Raw genomic sequence first — 16527 nt, 5'->3', positions numbered from 1 at the left:
CCTTGTTTAGCAAGGCTTTTACTTTTGGATTTGAGATAGGGGTTGCCACGCAACCCCTATCTCAAAAATGACTACAACTACATCTTTGGAAAGATTGTTTTAGTTTTACTCAGCATTTCCCTAAGATCGACATTTTCCCAGAGGACTCGATATAACTGTAATGGCTCGTCTTTGCCTTTCACTTTAATCAGATCTAATTTCTCTAAGGGTAAGTTTAGAACGGAAATTTTAGACATTGTACTTTCGGAAATAAAGACTTCTCCTGCCTGTGCCGCAGTACAGATACGACTTGCTACATTCATCGTATCGCCAATGTTTGTATATTGAATGAGGTTTTCTGAGCCAATATTCCCAGAAGCTACCATTCCTGTATTTAAGCCAATATGAATCTGGATTTGGAGATCGCGTCCCTGTGCTGTCCATTCTTGATTGAGCTGCCGCATTGCCCATTGCATAGCGATCGCGGCATTTACTGCCATGATCGCATCATCATCCTTTTGGTAGGGGGAACCCCAAACTGCTAATAGGGCATCGGCAATATACTTCTCTAATGTGCCACCAAAGGGGAAGACAATATCTTCGACCATTACCTTAAAATATTCGTTCAGAAATTCCAAAACTTTGCGTGGTTGCATTTGCGAAGTCATTTCTGTAAAACCGCTAATATCGGAAAACAAAGCGGTTACTTCTGTTTCTACGATCCGATTTAAGTCCCAACCTTCTTCGATTTTTTGGCTAACGGCAGCGGGGAAAAATCGCTCTAGCTTAGCTCTGCGAATTACTTCTGCCTGCATATTCCGATAGAGATTGGCATTTTCGATCGCGATCGCGGCTTGATTGGCAAGACTACTCAAAAATTCTAAATCTTCCTTATGATAGGCATGACCACGCGATAGGTTATCGACATACAGCACACCGATCGCATGATCTCTCGGTTTCAAAGGCGCACACATGGCAGCTTGAATCGATTGCTGAATGATTGACTGCGAGCTATCAAAACGGCGATCGAGAGACGCATCATCACTGATAATCGCATCTCCTTGTTTCAAGACAAAATTTGTGATTTTGCGACTATAAAAATCCAAATCGGCTGTGGCATTAGGATCGCTAAATTTATATGCCTTTGGCTCTAGTTGACCTGTTTTCTCATTGACAAGCAACAATACAGCGCGATCCACTGACATGATTTTGAGCAATAGTTCCAGAATCTTTTCTGGTAAAGCTGAATAAGCCTCTGGGGAAGACAGTTCTTGACTGACCTCTAGTAAAACTCGCAACTTAGCCGATGTCCGCTGTGTTTCATCATTACCCTGAATCAGTAATACCGATCCCTTGGGCGCTAACTGTTGGTGTTGTAATAGATCCTGCATATTTAAGCGAGATTTTTCTGGGGAAACTCGCATCAAAATCGATAGTCCCGAATTAGAACTAGTAGGAATTTGGCTAGTCCCCGAACTAGCCGTAGCTTGCAAGTCATCTACGAGGCTAAAGATGACACTGCCAAACTGCACCGTATCACCATGATTCAGTTTTTGTTGAACAATCTTGGTTTGGTTAACAAAAGTGCCATTACTACTATTTAAATCAGTGACATATATTCCCTTATCTGTCAGATGAATCTCAGCATGATGACGCGATAAGCTGCGGGCATCATCTTCCACAACAATACTATTGTCTAGCCCCCGCCCGATCGTATTTACACCCTGCCGCAGATCGCAGATTCGTTCTTGAGGAGTTCCTTGATTTTGAATAATATATGGCATATTTTTACCTGCTGCGCTTATTGCAATATCAGTTGCCTTCAGATGGGGCAGAGCTGCATCTAAAAGTTAAAGGTTGATTCGCTAATTCCACTACAGAAGTACCCGCGAAAACTCTCATATCATTGATAATGAAATAACAGCATTATCACATTTTTATCCATGTCGCCAACTACGCTAGAAGTACAATCTCAATCTCAGGTAGATGCTAACTCTGCACCTGATGCGATCGCTGAATTTAATCAGTATGTGATGAGTACCTATGCTCGCTTTCCGATCGCCCTAGAGCGTGGCGAAGGCTGCCGCGTATGGGATAGCACAGGTAAGGAATATTTAGATTTTGTTGCGGGCATTGCTACTTGTACGTTGGGACATGCGCATCCTGCGATGGTCAAGGCTGTAACCGATCAAATCCAAACTTTGCATCACGCTTCTAATTTGTTTTATTTTGCGCCCCAAGGTCAATTGGCTAAATGGCTGGTACAAAATTCTTGCGCGGATAAAGCATTTTTCTGTAATTCTGGTGCGGAAGCCAACGAAGGGGCGATCAAATTAGCGCGTAAATATGCCCATACCAAACTTGGCATTGATGATCCCGTAATTTTGACCGCCAATGCTAGCTTTCATGGACGCACCCTCGCCACAGTGACTGCAACAGGTCAGCCCAAGTATCACAAGAACTTTGCGCCCCTTGTCGCAGGGTTTGACTACATTACTTACAACGATATCGCTGCCCTTGAAGCGGCGGTGAAAAAATACGAGGGTAGATTGGCGGCGATTATGCTCGAACCGCTACAAGGTGAGGGTGGTGTTAACCCCGGCGATCGCGCTTATTTTGCCCGTGTTCGTGAACTATGTGACGAAACCAAAGCATTACTAATTATTGATGAAGTGCAAGTGGGCATGGGACGCAGTGGAATGCTCTGGGGCTACGAAAATCTGGGCATTCAACCTGATATTTTTACCTCAGCAAAGGGTTTAGGCGGCGGCATTCCCATCGGCGCAATGATGTGCAAAGCTTCCTGTGATGTCTTTGAAGCAGGTGATCACGCTAGTACCTTTGGTGGAAATCCCTTTGCCTGTTCCGTAGCGATCGCCGTTTGCGACACGATGGTAAAGGACAACCTAATCACCAATGCTAGAGAGCGTGGTCAACAACTTCGCACTGGTCTGCAAGCGATCGCCGAGAAATATCCTCAACATATTGCCTCGGTACGTGGTTGGGGCTTGATCGATGGTTTAGTACTCCAAGAATCCAGCAATATCCAAGCCCGTGATGTCGTTGCCGCAGGTATTGAGCATGGCTTATTACTTGTGCCTGCGGGGATTAAGGTAGTGCGCTTTGTGCCACCTTTGACCGTTTCGGCTGCCGAAGTCGATCAAGCTTTAGCTATTGTCGAACAGGCGATCGCTAGTTTTGTGTCCTAAGAAACAAGGGGGCAGTGCAAAGCGCTGTCCCTTGTTTCTTAGTTAAAGAAGGGTGCTTAGCGTCCTTCTTTTTTAGTGACTTGCCAGAATGCTAGAATCTAATTCCTTGCAAAAGATCAAAAATATATTCTGTGGATACTTTGTGGCATGAGACATTCCTCAACGCGATCGCTATTAACCCTAGCAGCTATAATCACCGCCCTGATCGCTGTTGATGCACCTGTGCGATCGCAGCCACCCACTACTCAAAAATCTCCTCTCCAGCAATCTGTAGATCCTAAGGTCACACCAACTCGAAATCCCGTCGAGGTAAAAATCTCACGTCCTCAGACAAATGAACTGCCTTTAAATAATAAAAAAGCTAGTTTTGTCCGCATGTTTGAAGACATCGCGATCGCCCCAAATTTCACCCCGAAAGTAATTGAGTTGCGGGGAATTAGTGGTGGCGAAGTTGCAACTCAAAAAAAATCAGGGCGCAAATCTACGGAAACAGGAGAATGTATTGGCTTTATTGATAAAGAACCTGACCATAAAATTACATTAACCAAGCCATTTCGCTATCTCAAGCTGCAAGTTAAAAGTTCTGGCGATACGATCTTGCTAGTCCGAGGTCCTGGGGGTAGTTGGTGTAATGATGATACCAGCGATCGCAATCCAGAGATTAGTGGTGACTGGCTAGAAGGAACCTATGAAGTGTGGGTTGGCTCCTATGAAGAAAATGCTTCCTTCCCATATTTACTGCAAGTTACAGAAGTCCCCTAAATCAACTAAAACAAACTTTACTCCCCATCAATTTGCATCTATTAGTTCTGAAAAGCTTTTTCTAAAAAGCTTTAAATAGGACAGCCTAAAGTTTGTCTACTGTCATTTTTGGTAAATGGGTGTGTACCACTAGCGATCGTACAGAGATATAACCGAGTGCGATCGTCTAGGTTTCTAACACCTGTAAACTCTGTATCTGCACAGGTACGTAAGTTCTTGAGAATTGCACCCCGCAAATTAGTACCGCGTAAATTGGAACCTTTCATAATTGCACCTGTAAAGTCTGCCTCAATTAAATTTGCACCACTAAAGTTAGTGACACTCAAATTAGAACGCAGAAATTTGGTATTAGATGAATTTGACCAAGTTAAATTTGCCCAACTCAAATCGGCATCAGAGAAATTACCGCCTCTGAGTAATGCTCCTCTGAGGTTAGTCTCAATTAAGTTAGCCCCTGTCAAGTTAGCATCAATTAAATTAGCGCTACTCAGATCAGCTTTATTCAAAGTAGACCCACGTAAATCGATACCAATTAGGGTAACACTGCGTAATTGAGCATTACTAAGATCTATATTGGAAAAGTTTCGCTGTCCTTGTCTATATAGTTCTAATAGCTGATCGACTTCCAATTCATTTACTCCTACAAATATGACTGTCAAATAGACTGTGTAGCTAACAGCGTATAAGATTTCTAGAGCTGATGTGTGAGGTATGAGTTTAACTCATGTTAGGCTTTTATGTCCTAAGCATAAAGCTATTGCCCCTTGCTAATCCTATTAAATATCAGGTTATTTAACAAGCTTAGAGTCATTAATTTATACAAACATCTGTTTTATATCAGTACCAATTTTATAGCAATACGAATTTATTTTCTAAGCATCCTCAACTTATAGTGCTTGTATCACTTCTTATATAGCAATGAAAGTTTTGCTTAGGACATGAAACCCAAATAAATGGAGGCGATACTTTGCGTCGCCTCCATTTATTTGGGTTTTGATTTGTTCTAGCTATATCTTTCATTGCTATATATCTTGCGTGTAGGTAATTGCCAAGTTACGCTAACAAATTTGCGATCGCCATAACTTATAACGCTTTGCGCTTAAACCCAAACCCAGAAAAATTTTGAAAGCGTTGCAAAGCAACGCTTTCAAAATTTTTCTGGTGGTTCGTTTGATCGGTAATTGCTGTATGAGATCTGCTCAAGTTTATTATTAAGATCGCTAGTCTGGGAAACACTATAAGATATAAGCTGAGTGTAAACTTCAATCGATCCGCACAATTCTGTAAATAACCTGTTATGAGTACGAACGAACTTCCAAAACAATATAATCCTCTCGAATCTGAAGCCAAGTGGCAAAAATATTGGGAGGAAAGTGGCGTATTTGTAGCAGAGAGTCAAAGTGATAAAGAGCCCTACTGCATCATGATTCCACCGCCCAATGTCACGGGTAGTCTACATATGGGTCATGCCTTTCAGGAAGTATTGATCGATATCTTGATTCGCTATCACCGTATGCGTGGGTTGAATACCCTCTGGCTCCCTGGAACCGACCACGCCAGTATCGCCGTGCAGACGATTCTTGATAAACAAATTAAGGCTGAAGGTAAAACCAATCAAGAAATTGGGCGCGAAAAGTTTCTAGAAAGGGCTTGGAAGTGGAAAGCTGAATCAGGGGGAACGATTGTTTCGCAACTGCGCCGCCTTGGGGTCTCGGCAGACTGGACAAGGGAACGCTTTACGATGGATGAAGGCTTATCCAATTCCGTTACCGAAGCCTTTGTCAAACTCTATGAAGCAGGGCTAATTTATCGGGGTGAATATCTGGTCAACTGGTGTCCTGAATCTCAGTCTGCGGTTTCTGATCTCGAAGTTGACAATAAAGAGGTCAAAGGTCATCTTTGGAACTTCCGTTATCCCTTAGCCGATGGTTCGGGTTATTTAGTAGTCGCAACTACTCGCCCCGAAACCATGTTAGGTGATACAGCCGTAGCCGTAAATCCTGAAGACGATCGCTATAAGCATTTGATTGGCAAAACAATTATGTTGCCAATTATGAATCGTGAGATTCCGATCATTGGCGATCGCTATGTGGATAAAGCTTTTGGTAGCGGCTGTGTCAAGGTGACACCAGCCCATGACCCGAACGACTTTGAAATGGGACAACGCCATAGCTTGCCCTTAATCAATATTCTCAATAAAGATGGTTCAATTAATGCCAATGGTGGCGAATTTGAAGGTCAAGATCGCTTTGTGGCGCGTAAGAATGTTGTGAAGAAGTTGGATGAACTGGGCTTATTAGAGAAGATTGAAGATTATAATCACACCGTTCCCTATTCGGAACGTGGCAAAGTTCCCGTTGAACCATTGCTATCGATCCAATGGTTTGTGAAGATTAAGCCCCTATCAGACTTTGCCCTAGAGCAATTTGATAAGCAGAACTCACCTACCTTTGTTCCCGATCGCTGGGGTAAGGTATATCGCGATTGGTTGATCCGCCTTAAGGATTGGTGTATTTCCCGTCAGTTGTGGTGGGGACATCAGATCCCTGCATGGTATTCTCCCGATGGTTCAATTTTTGTAGCGAGAACGGAAGAAGAAGCCTATGCACAGGCAAAAGCTAAATTTGGCGAAGATGTTAAGCTAGAACGCGATCCTGATGTGTTGGATACATGGTTTTCGTCAGGTTTATGGCCATTCTCGACCCTTGGCTGGCCTGAAGAAACGCAGGATTTGAAAACTTTCTATCCTACTAGTGTTCTTGTTACAGGTTTTGACATCATCTTCTTCTGGGTAGCGCGGATGACGATGATGGCAGGCTATTTTACAGGCAAGATGCCTTTTAATACGGTCTATATTCATGGACTGGTGCGCGATGAGAATAATCAGAAGATGTCCAAATCGAAGAATAATGGCATCGATCCGTTAGTGCTGATTAATAAGTATGGAACCGATGCGTTGCGCTATTCCCTCGTTAAGGAAGTAACGGGAGCAGGTCAAGATATTCGTCTTGATTACAATCGCAAAACCGATGAATCCACAACCGTAGAGACTGCCAGAAACTTCGCGAATAAGCTCTGGAATGCGTCGCGATTTGTAATGATGAACCTCAGTGCTAATCATGGCTCCGCCATGATTAGCACTGAAAAGTTAGAACTTGCCGATCGCTGGATTTTGTCGCGCTATGCTCAAACTGTATTGCAAGTCCGCGAACAGCTTGATGCCTATAGCTTAGGCGAAGCAACGAGAAGCATCTATGAATTCTTCTGGGGCGATTTCTGCGATTGGTATATCGAGCTAGTCAAATCCCGTTTACAAGAATCCGCCGATCCCACTTCTCGCGAAACCGTACAGCAAACTCTCAGATTTGTCCTTGATGGTATTTTGCGCCTTTTACATCCATTCTTGCCTCATGTCACTGAGGAGATTTGGCAATTACTCACTTACGGAACGAGCGAACCATCTAGCGATCGCCCTGTGCTAGCAATTCAACCTTATCCTGAAATTGATACCAGCTATATCAACGAAGAATTAGAAGAACAATTCAATTTATTGATTGGCACAATTCGCACAATTCGCAATCTTCGTGCTGAGGCTGAAATTAAGCCTAGTGCCAAGGTCAAGGCGATTTTACAATCCGATAGCGATCGCGAACGCAGTCTCCTCGAAGCAGGACAAAGCTATATTCTCGATTTGGCAAGGGTTGAAGATTTAGCAGTTGTGGCGACTGTCGATGCATCCGCAACTGAGCAAGCGATCGCAGGTGTCGTTGGTACGATTCAGGTAATTGTCTCGCTGGTTGGTGTGGTTGATATCGGTCAATTGGTTACAAAATTGGAACGCACTCTAGCGAAACTTGAAGGGGCGATCGCTTCTACTCAAGGTCGATTAAACAATGAAGGTTATATCAAAAAAGCACCTCCTGAAGTTGTGGCAACGGCAAGGGCTGAGTTGGAAGAATCCCTAAAACAGCAAGAGATTCTCAAAGCACGTTTAGCCCAGTTACAAGGCAAGTAATTTTCAAGTAATTTTTAAATAAAGAGGGACTTATGTCCCTCTTTATTTGCTTGGTTAGGCTGTTATACATTTTTAACTAGAGCTTTCAGCAATTGCTGGTTTTCATGTTCTAGACGCACAGCCACTCGAAAATAGCGATCGCCTAATTCTGGAAAACTTAGGCAATCGCGAATGAGAATTTTATCTTTTTGCAATAGTTCCTTTTGTAAAAGCGAACCTGCAATTTCTGTTTGAACTAATAGATAATTTGCAGTATTTGGTAACGGATTTAATCCTGATATTTATGAGGTGCATGATTGGGTGATCGCATTGATAAATCAATAGCGTGTATAGTAAACAGTGATAGAGATTTAAAAATAACAATGAGTTTTGTCTTTGCAGATTTATTTGCTGGTATTGGCGGATTTAGAATCGCTCTAGAGAGTATAGGAGGAGAATGTGTATTTTCTTCTGAGTGGGATAAATATGCACAGATGACATACAGAGCTAATTTTGGCGATATTCCCTACGGAGATATTACAAAGATTGAACCATCCTCAATTCCAGATATTGATATATTGACTGCTGGTTTTCCCTGTCAACCGTTTAGTTCAATTGGCAAACGTGAAGGATTTGAACATCCCACACAAGGTACTTTATTTTATGACGTAGTAAAGATATTAAAAGAGAAAAACCCTAAAGCTTTTATTTTAGAGAATGTTGAAGGACTAATAACACATGATGGTGGAAAAACCCTAAGAATTATATTAGACACTCTATCTATATCTATAAATGGACAATACCTTTTTTTTAGTCAACCTGATGTTAGATATCATGTGTTTTGGAGTGTTTTAGATGCTAAAGACTATGGTGTACCACAGGTTAGGAAAAGAATATTTATAGTAGGTATATCTGAGGATATTTCTAGAGATGTGCCTAATTTTATGTTTCCTCCGCCTATTAAACATAAAGAATATATAGGCTCTTATGTAGAAGAAAATATAATTGGTTATTCAATATCTAAACACTTACAAGATTCGTATCTATTTAAACTAGATGATGGAAAACCAGAATTAATTGATCGGAATTCTAAGATTCAAGTTAAAACGTTATGCTCTACCTATCACAAAATCCAGAGATTGACAGGAACCTTTGTTAAAGATGGAGAAACTGGAATTAGATTGCTTAGTGAAAATGAATGTAAATCGATCATGGGATATCCTTTAAGCTTTGTTATCCCTGTTTCTCGAACCCAAATGTATAGACAATTTGGGAACTCGGTTGCAGTTCCAGTTGTTCGACAAGTTGCTATAAACTTAATTACTTCATTAAGAAATCATAAAGTTGTTTTAGATGATTTTTTAGATAAAAGGAGATTAATTGGTGCCTAATAACGATAAATCTAAAGAGCAAAGTTTAGCTCAAATCAGTATTATTAAGGAGTACTTTGAAATGCATCCTGATATTGAGATACATACTAAAGATGTTGTTGATTGGGTCACTTCAACATATCTAGAACGTACTGGAAAAATATTTAGAGATCCTGACAGAGGAATTAGATCTCTATATCAAAGGGGTTTCCTACAGAAAATATCAAAAGGAATTTATAAATACGATCCTCAATATGCTCAAAATAAGCAGCAACAAGATTTTACAAGTACTCAAAAGAAAGAAATTTTAAGGCGAGATGGCTACAAATGCGTAATCTGTGGAGCAAGCCGAGAGAATGGAGTTGAGTTACACGTTGATCATATTAAACCTAAAGATATGGGTGGATTAGCTACCATTGAAAACGGTCAAACTTTGTGCAGTCAGCATAACTTCCTCAAGAAAAATCTTAAGCAAACCGAAACAGGTAAAAAAATGTTTATCCGTCTCTACGAACTTGCTAAAAAAGAAAACAATCAGGAACTACAAGATTTTTGCATAAAAATCCTGAACACTTTTGAAGATTTTAATATTAACGGACATATCGAATGGAGAAAGTAGATGCATTTGGCGATCATGTTTTACTTTTTTGTGGTGATTTTATGCTCGTATTTTGGATGGTGTGAGTGATTGGGCAATATCCCCATACACTATTGCAGTTTAATGGGTTAACTGAGTTGTGATAGACCATTTATTAATTTTTGATTTTCATGTTCGAGACGTACAGCTACTCGAAAATAGCGATCGCCTAATTCTGGAAAACTCAAACAATCGCGAATGAGAATTTTATCTTTTTGCAATAACTCCTTTTGTAAAAGTGAACCTGATATTTCTGTTTGGACTAATAGATAATTTGCAGCATTTGGTAATGGATTTAATCCTGCTATTTGTGATAAGCCTGTAAATAGTTGCGGTTTAGCCCGCTTTAACCAGTCCCATGTTTGCTGCTGAAATTCCACATCTTCTAAAACAGCAATCCCTGCGGCAACTGCCAGACTATTTACACACCAAGGATCGCGCCATGCTTGCCAGCGTTGCAGACGTTTGGGATGGGCGATCGCATAGCCAAGTCTCAGCGCTGGCAAACTGTAAAACTTAGTCAGCGATCGCAAAATCACTAAGTTTGGATGTGATGGAACTAAATCAATTAAACTTTGCTGCTGGTCTGGTGTGAGGAAATCCATAAAAGCTTCATCAATCACCACCAAGGCAAACCTCTCTAAATAGGGCAAGATACTATCTCTAGAAAATAAGTAACCCGTAGGATTATGGGGATTATTGATCAAGATTCCTTTGGTATGGGAATTCGTAATTTCTGGCAGTTCAGAATCAAAACTTACGTCTTGAGTTCTCAATAGAAATGGATACCTTTCTACTTGACAATCAAAGGTTTTCAGAGCGCGATAGTAGTCGGTAAAGGCTGGTGTAAATAGAATCGTTGAAGATAGTTGCGAAAGATCACGCCCCACCCAAGTTAATAGCTCCGCCACACCGTTACCAGCCAAAATCCATTCTGGCGACAGTTGATGAAACTTTCCTAATGCTTGTCTGAGTAATGTATATTCGGGGTCAGGATAATGACTGAGATCGGTTAAATGGGATTGGATGGCAGCGATCGCTGATTTAGGTGTGCCAAGGGGATTAATACTTGCCGAAAAATCTAAGATTTGTTCTGGTGATATACCAGCCATACTCGCCGCCCATTGACGATTTCCCCCATGAATTGGACGCGATGCTTGCTTGAGATCATTAACCATTACTCACCATTGTTTCCATATGAATTAAATCACGACATAGTCCAGACCCAAACAACCAAACTTTATGAGCAGCAAAATCAGTTTTAAGTATTTCTGCTCCCTTTTGAGCAACAGTCTGCAAAAGCTCATAGCGATCATCTAGCAAGATTTGTTTTTGCCGTTGGCGTTGCTTTGCCCCTGCAATGTAAGTTTTTAAATCATGGGAACTGATCATTTTCTTTCCTTCAACCGAACCCCAAGAGATTTTTGAAAGTGTTGCTTAGTAACACTTTCAAAAAATCTCTCAGTTTGGATTTGAGTATAAAGCGCTGTAATAAAAATCCTAGCTCTCTTTTTTAGATTTTAGGTCACACAACTTACGGGAATACAGGTTAAGCTAGGATTAATCATCGCTTCTTACGTCACAATCTATGCTACGAATTGTCACCCAGAGAACTGAAGCAGAATCAGAAATCAAGCGGATTTGCGATCGCATTTATGACGATCAGATGATCCACAAGGAAGCCACCGTCACCGAAATCATCCAAACGGTAAGACGCAAAGGCGATACAGCCCTGCTGCACTATACCTCTGAATTTGACGGTCAAGACTTTACAGCCGCAGAACTGCGCGTAAGTGGATCGGAACTTGATGCTGCTTATCAACAGGTCAAAGGTGGTCTGCTGAAAGCGATCGAGATGGCGCATCAGCGCATCGAAGAATTCCACAAAATGCGTGTGCCTAAAAGTTGGGTGCATTTTGGTGACAAGGATGTAGTCTTAGGCAAACGCTATACACCAGTAGATGCTGCGGGTATTTATATTCCAGGGGGGAAAGCAGCTTATCCAAGTACCGTTTTGATGAATGCTGTACCTGCAAGGGTGGCAGGGGTTAAAAAGATTGTGATGGTTACGCCTCCCGGTCAGGAGCGCACAATTAATCCTGCAATTCTTGTAGCAGCACAGGTAGCTGGGGTGGAAGAAATTTATCGTGTCGGTGGCGCACAGGCGATCGCCGCCTTAGCCTATGGCACTGAAACGATTCCCAAGGTTGATGTGATCACAGGACCAGGCAATATCTATGTCACTCTCGCCAAAAAACAAGTATTCGGTCGTGTTGGTATTGACTCGATCGCGGGACCTTCAGAAGTATTAATCATTGCTGATGCCAGCGCAAATCCTACCTATGTTGCCGCCGATATGCTTGCCCAAGCAGAGCATGATCAAATGGCAGCATCAATCCTGCTCACCAATGATTCGCGCCTCGCTAATCGCGTCTCGGAAGAAGTAAATCGGATGCTCGAAAATCATCCTCGGCGGATGATGACCGAAAAGGCGATCGCCCATTATGGCTTAATTGTGGTTGTTGATAGCCTGAAGACTGCTGCGGAGCTATCTAACCAGTTTGCGCCAGAACATCTAGAACTAGAAGTCGAAGAACCTTGGCAATTGATTGATCAAATCCGTCATGCGGGGGCAATTTTCATCGGACATTCTACTCCTGAAGCTGTGGGGGACTATTTAGCAGGACCAAATCATACTTTGCCGACCTGTGGTGGTGCGCGTTATTCTTCAGCCCTTGGGGTCGAAACTTTCCTCAAGCATTCCAGTTTGATCCAGTACAGCCCTGAAGCTCTAAAGGAAGTATCTGGGGCGATCGCTTTGCTCACGGAAGCCGAAGGCTTACCGTCTCACGGTGACTCAGTTAGCCTACGTCTAAAGGATTTGTAATCGTTTTGTAATCGCGATGGTTATAGCCAATTCTCCGCCAACATTAACGATTCTGGAAAATGGCGATCGCTTAGATCGCCTTGAATTTGAGAGACGTTTACAGTCTCAAATATCAAAAATCGGGGCTTTAGCGAGCTGAGACTCATGAGATGGGAGGCAGTATTGAAGTTAGGGCGATCGCACAATCAGGAAATGCTAAAGGCGAAACTTGGCTAGGCTCGGAAAGGATGAGATGTTCGATGTAACCTGTTGCTATTGGTTTGCGAAAAATATGCAGTTGACGTTTTTGAGGAGCTAATACCCAATAGTCAGCAATACCTGCTTTAGCATAGAGTTTATCTTTGGTTTCACAATCCTGCTTTAATGTGGAGTCAGCAACTTCTACTACGAGATAGATTTGCTCAGGATATGGATGTTGATCGGTATAGTCAAAAACTGTTCCTTGGGCGATCACTAAATCTGGTTCGGGTTCCGAGAAATCATCTAAATGAATGGGATCTTGGGTACGAACTAAGGCAAAATTGCCAAGGCGATCGCGGAAAAAATTGGCAAGCAAATGTAGCGAAGTAACGTGGGGCGTTCCTTTGGCTGCCATTAAAGTAATTTGTCCGTCAATCAGTTCAGTGCGCTCATTGCAATCCAAAATTCCTAATTCACTCATGCGGCGATAATCGTTAGCTGTCCAACGTTTAAGGATGCTTGACTCCAGAGTGATCCGAGGAATAGTTTCATTGCCAAGAGCCATAGTTTGCTTGATTAGTTATCTCACGAATGATGAAATTAAGTTCATAGTGCGATCGCCTATTTTTGGCGTTAATATACTTGACGCACCAAAGAACTCTTTGCCCTCACCCCTAGCCCCTCTCCCGCAGGAGAGGGGAACAAGAAAAATATCTTACTCCCCTTCTCCTGCGGGAGAAGGGGCTGGGGGATGAGGGGGTGCGTCAAGTATATTAACGCCCTCTAAAAGCCCATGACCTTGGCAACGCTAGTAATATCTGGGGCAATGCCTTTATGTAATTTGGCATCAGCCGCCGCGATCGCGGTGTCAGGATCTTTAATACCATTACCTGTTAAGACACAGACAATAGTTGCACCTGAAGGGATTTGATCGCTGACTTTCAGTAAACCTGCTACCGATGCTGCACTAGCGGGTTCACAGAAAACGCCTTCTTCGCCTGCTAAGAACTTGTAAGCCGCCAAAATTTCAACATCGGTGACGCTATTAAATTCACCACCACTTTCTTCTCGGACTTTAAGGGCTTTCTGCCAGTTAGCAGGATTACCAATTCTGATCGCTGTAGCGATCGTTTCAGGCTTCTCGAAGATTTGGCCCGTCACCAAAGGTGCAGATCCTGCGGCTTGGAAGCCCATCATACGCGGTAATTTTTTAGATTTGCCTGACGCATAATATTGATTAAAGCCCATCCAATAAGCAGTGATATTACCTGCATTACCCATAGGAATACATAGCCAGTCAGGAGCATCGCCGATCGCTTCAACCAGTTCAAAGGCGGCAGTCTTTTGACCTTCTAAACGGTAAGGATTGACGGAATTAACCAAGGTGATCGGGAATTTCTCGGACATTTCCCGCACAATTTCCAGAGCTTGGTCAAAGTTGCCATCGATCGCAATTACCTCTGCTCCATAGATTAAAGCTTGGCTTAACTTACCGAGCGCAATTTTGCCATCAGGAATCAATACAAAAGCTTTGAGTCCACCACGTTTTGCATAGGCTGCTGCTGCTGCTGAGGTGTTACCTGTACTCGCGCAAATTACCGCCTGTGAACCAGCCTCTTTCGCTTTGGAGATCGCCATGGTCATACCGCGATCTTTAAAACTGCCAGTGGGGTTGAGTCCGTCGTATTTGAGCAGGACTTTGATATTGCGTCCCAGTCTTTCACTAAGAGCGATCGCAGGAATGAGGGGGGTATTGCCTTCATGCAAAGTTACGATCGGCGTTTGGTCTGTAACTGGCAAATAATCCGCATAGCGACATATCAGTCCGGGCCAACCATTAGGAACTGTAGAGGCAGGGTAAAGATCGAGACGAGTATCAATCACGCTTTCTTCTGGCTAAAAAAATTTATAAATTACCGAATCTAGTTTAGCCCTATACAAACTGTAAAACCTAGTCTGAGTCTAGGTTTTTGTCTTTTTAAAAGGTCGATTGCCCTTTTAAAAGTTGATAGCAGCAAACAAGTATAAGCTTATATCTTACTGCAAATAGTTACTGCTATAGCTACGACTATAGACCATCTCACTGTATTGATCCCATTGTTGCTGTGACCAGTGATTATTTTTCATCGTGGCTTCTTGGATTTTCATCATAAAAGGAACACGCACTTCCTCATATTTATGAAATGCTTTAGCGATCGCTTGTTCGTCGTCTAAACAGTGATCTTGAATCAGCTGAGTAATTAAACTCGAAATCAGCGCTGCGTCTTCTAGACCCTGATTAGCACCCTGAGCCATAAATGGGGGCATTCCATGGGCTGCATCTCCGACTAAAACCACACGACCACAACTCCAGAATGGTTGACGAGCAGATGGCGTATTTGCTGGATGAATATAGTAGGGACGATGAATTAATTTTTCTGGATTTGATAAATTGAGTAAATCCGCAAAAACAGGAGGAAATCCAGCATTTTTCAAGCATTCAATGCCTAGATTAATAATTTCAGATGGTTGCTTATTTTGAAATGCTTCTAATCCCAAGGGTGTATGAAGCAAGTAACCGATGCTCTGGTCTGGCTTGCAAAATAAAATAATCCGTAATTGATCTAAACCGTGAAAGTCAAAATCAGTAGAAGTAATAGCGTCATTGGACAAAGTAATAACGCGATCGCCTTGAAAATATTTAGACTCTAATTCTTCTCTAATTGCATTGGGGACTGCTTCAATTTGCGAACAGCCAATCGCAACAAAGCCAGAATATTTAGGTTTTGCAAATTCTTGTAAGTCTGTTTCTGCATAAATAATCTGCCGAACTGTTGAGTTAATGCCATCAGCCGCAATAACTAACTTGGCACGAAACCTTTTATGGCAATCCTCTTGCCTCTTGTCTGAAACATCCAAATCATTAGAATTAGCTGTATCCATTTCCCAATGGGCAAAAGGATTATTAGTAATTGTGGCATCTGAGATACAGTCTAAATATACTCCTGCTGAATTTTGCTCAATATTAATGCAACGATGATTTGCTTGGATAATTTCTACTGGCAATACATTTCTCAATGTCGTTTGTAAATCGTACCAAGATATAGAAATTCTTCCTTCTCCGTAGCGATTAAACCAACTATCGAAATCCAAATCAACTGATCTTGTTATTTCTCCTTGAAGGTTTTTATGATGCCATTGTCTTTTTGGAGGTGATTTTATTTCTTTAACTTCGCTCTCATTGCTATTACTAGGAGCATTGTTTCTGAGCGGAGAATTTAGAGATTGAAAAGCAGTTTCTTTAACTTGTTGATAAGCATCAGGACTGATATATTTAATTGACTTTAAACCATTTGGCAAGAGGTCAATTACTTGACCAACACGACGAAATTTGCGGGTTTGATCAATGACTAAAATATTATCAGTACCACGTTTATATAAAGCGATCGCTGTTGCTAATCCCACTGGACCAGCACCAACAATCACAACATCATATTCTTGTTCTTGACTCATGGAGATATTCTTGACAG

At 42.0% G+C, this 16527-nt stretch carries 14 protein-coding genes and 1 pseudogene; 7 read left to right on the top strand and 8 right to left on the bottom strand.

The annotated features are described in order from the left end of the window. Positions 1-77: 77 nt before the first annotated feature. Positions 78-1763 (bottom strand): adenylate/guanylate cyclase domain-containing protein, encoded by a 1686-nt coding sequence (locus NMG48_RS17560; protein WP_271252741.1) that lies wholly within the window; start codon positions 1761-1763, stop codon positions 78-80. Between the two features lie 159 nt (positions 1764-1922). On the opposite strand from NMG48_RS17560, the gene NMG48_RS17555 reads away from it, so the two are divergent. Both NMG48_RS17555 and NMG48_RS17550 read left to right on the top strand, forming a co-directional pair. Then, the gene (locus NMG48_RS17555) at positions 1923-3188 is read left to right on the top strand and encodes an aspartate aminotransferase family protein (protein WP_271252740.1); all 1266 of its coding nucleotides are present in this window, start codon (positions 1923-1925) and stop codon (positions 3186-3188) included. Positions 3189-3335: 147 nt separating this feature from the next. Next, positions 3336-3950, top strand: a complete 615-nt coding sequence (locus NMG48_RS17550; protein WP_271252739.1) for a hypothetical protein — start codon at positions 3336-3338, stop codon at positions 3948-3950. Between the two features lie 71 nt (positions 3951-4021). On the opposite strand, the gene NMG48_RS17545 is transcribed toward NMG48_RS17550, so the two are convergent. Next, the gene (locus tag NMG48_RS17545; protein ID WP_271252738.1) at positions 4022-4609 is read right to left on the bottom strand and encodes a pentapeptide repeat-containing protein; all 588 of its coding nucleotides are present in this window, start codon (positions 4607-4609) and stop codon (positions 4022-4024) included. 638 nt (positions 4610-5247) lie between these two features. Between NMG48_RS17545 and NMG48_RS17540 the strand changes: the two genes are divergently transcribed. Beyond that, complete coding sequence (locus tag NMG48_RS17540) at positions 5248-7965, top strand: valine--tRNA ligase (RefSeq protein WP_271252737.1); 2718 nt, start codon at positions 5248-5250, stop codon at positions 7963-7965. Positions 7966-8027: 62 nt separating this feature from the next. Here the strand turns inward: NMG48_RS17540 and NMG48_RS21860 are convergent. Next, a pseudogene (locus NMG48_RS21860) lies at positions 8028-8246 on the bottom strand (threonine-phosphate decarboxylase); the annotation flags it as partial. Between the two features lie 81 nt (positions 8247-8327). Between NMG48_RS21860 and NMG48_RS17530 the strand changes: the two are divergent. Together NMG48_RS17530 and NMG48_RS17525 are read left to right on the top strand one after the other, a co-directional pair. After that, the gene (locus NMG48_RS17530) at positions 8328-9335 is read left to right on the top strand and encodes a DNA cytosine methyltransferase (RefSeq protein ID WP_441339197.1); all 1008 of its coding nucleotides are present in this window, start codon (positions 8328-8330) and stop codon (positions 9333-9335) included. A gap of 61 nt (positions 9336-9396) precedes the next feature. Beyond that, positions 9397-9933, top strand: coding sequence for an HNH endonuclease (locus tag NMG48_RS17525; RefSeq protein WP_345961286.1), 537 nt, complete (start codon positions 9397-9399; stop codon positions 9931-9933). A gap of 107 nt (positions 9934-10040) precedes the next feature. Here the strand turns inward: NMG48_RS17525 and cobD are convergent, their stop codons facing one another. Next, positions 10041-11129: a threonine-phosphate decarboxylase CobD gene (gene cobD, locus NMG48_RS17520; RefSeq protein ID WP_271252733.1), complete on the bottom strand. Its 1089-nt coding sequence runs from the start codon at positions 11127-11129 to the stop codon at positions 10041-10043. Beyond that, positions 11122-11343, bottom strand: coding sequence for a hypothetical protein (locus tag NMG48_RS17515; RefSeq protein ID WP_271252732.1), 222 nt, complete (start codon positions 11341-11343; stop codon positions 11122-11124). Before NMG48_RS17515 ends, cobD begins: the two co-directional genes overlap by 8 nt. Positions 11344-11539: 196 nt before the next feature. On the opposite strand from NMG48_RS17515, the gene hisD reads away from it, so the two are divergent. After that, positions 11540-12838: a histidinol dehydrogenase gene (gene hisD / locus NMG48_RS17510; protein WP_271252731.1), complete on the top strand. Its 1299-nt coding sequence runs from the start codon at positions 11540-11542 to the stop codon at positions 12836-12838. A gap of 16 nt (positions 12839-12854) precedes the next feature. Beyond that, complete coding sequence (locus tag NMG48_RS17505; protein ID WP_271252730.1) at positions 12855-12977, top strand: hypothetical protein; 123 nt, start codon at positions 12855-12857, stop codon at positions 12975-12977. Positions 12978-12980: 3 nt separating this feature from the next. Here NMG48_RS17505 and NMG48_RS17500 read toward each other — a convergent pair whose 3' ends face one another. The 3 genes from NMG48_RS17500 to NMG48_RS17490 form a co-directional block, all read right to left on the bottom strand. Next, the gene (locus NMG48_RS17500; protein WP_271252729.1) at positions 12981-13583 is read right to left on the bottom strand and encodes a Uma2 family endonuclease; all 603 of its coding nucleotides are present in this window, start codon (positions 13581-13583) and stop codon (positions 12981-12983) included. A 218-nt stretch (positions 13584-13801) separates the two neighbouring features. Then, positions 13802-14902 (bottom strand): threonine synthase, encoded by a 1101-nt coding sequence (gene thrC, locus NMG48_RS17495; RefSeq protein ID WP_169361697.1) that lies wholly within the window; start codon positions 14900-14902, stop codon positions 13802-13804. Between the two features lie 153 nt (positions 14903-15055). Further along, on the bottom strand, positions 15056-16510 hold the full coding sequence (locus NMG48_RS17490) for an FAD-dependent oxidoreductase (protein WP_271252728.1): 1455 nt from the start codon (positions 16508-16510) through the stop codon (positions 15056-15058). Positions 16511-16527 lie beyond the last annotated feature (17 nt).

It is taken from the genome of Pseudanabaena sp. Chao 1811, assembly GCF_027942295.1.
Taxonomy (GTDB): Bacteria; Cyanobacteriota; Cyanobacteriia; order Pseudanabaenales; family Pseudanabaenaceae; genus Pseudanabaena.
Note: the sequence above shows the minus strand (reverse complement) of the source record. Positions and strands in the feature narration are given on the sequence as shown.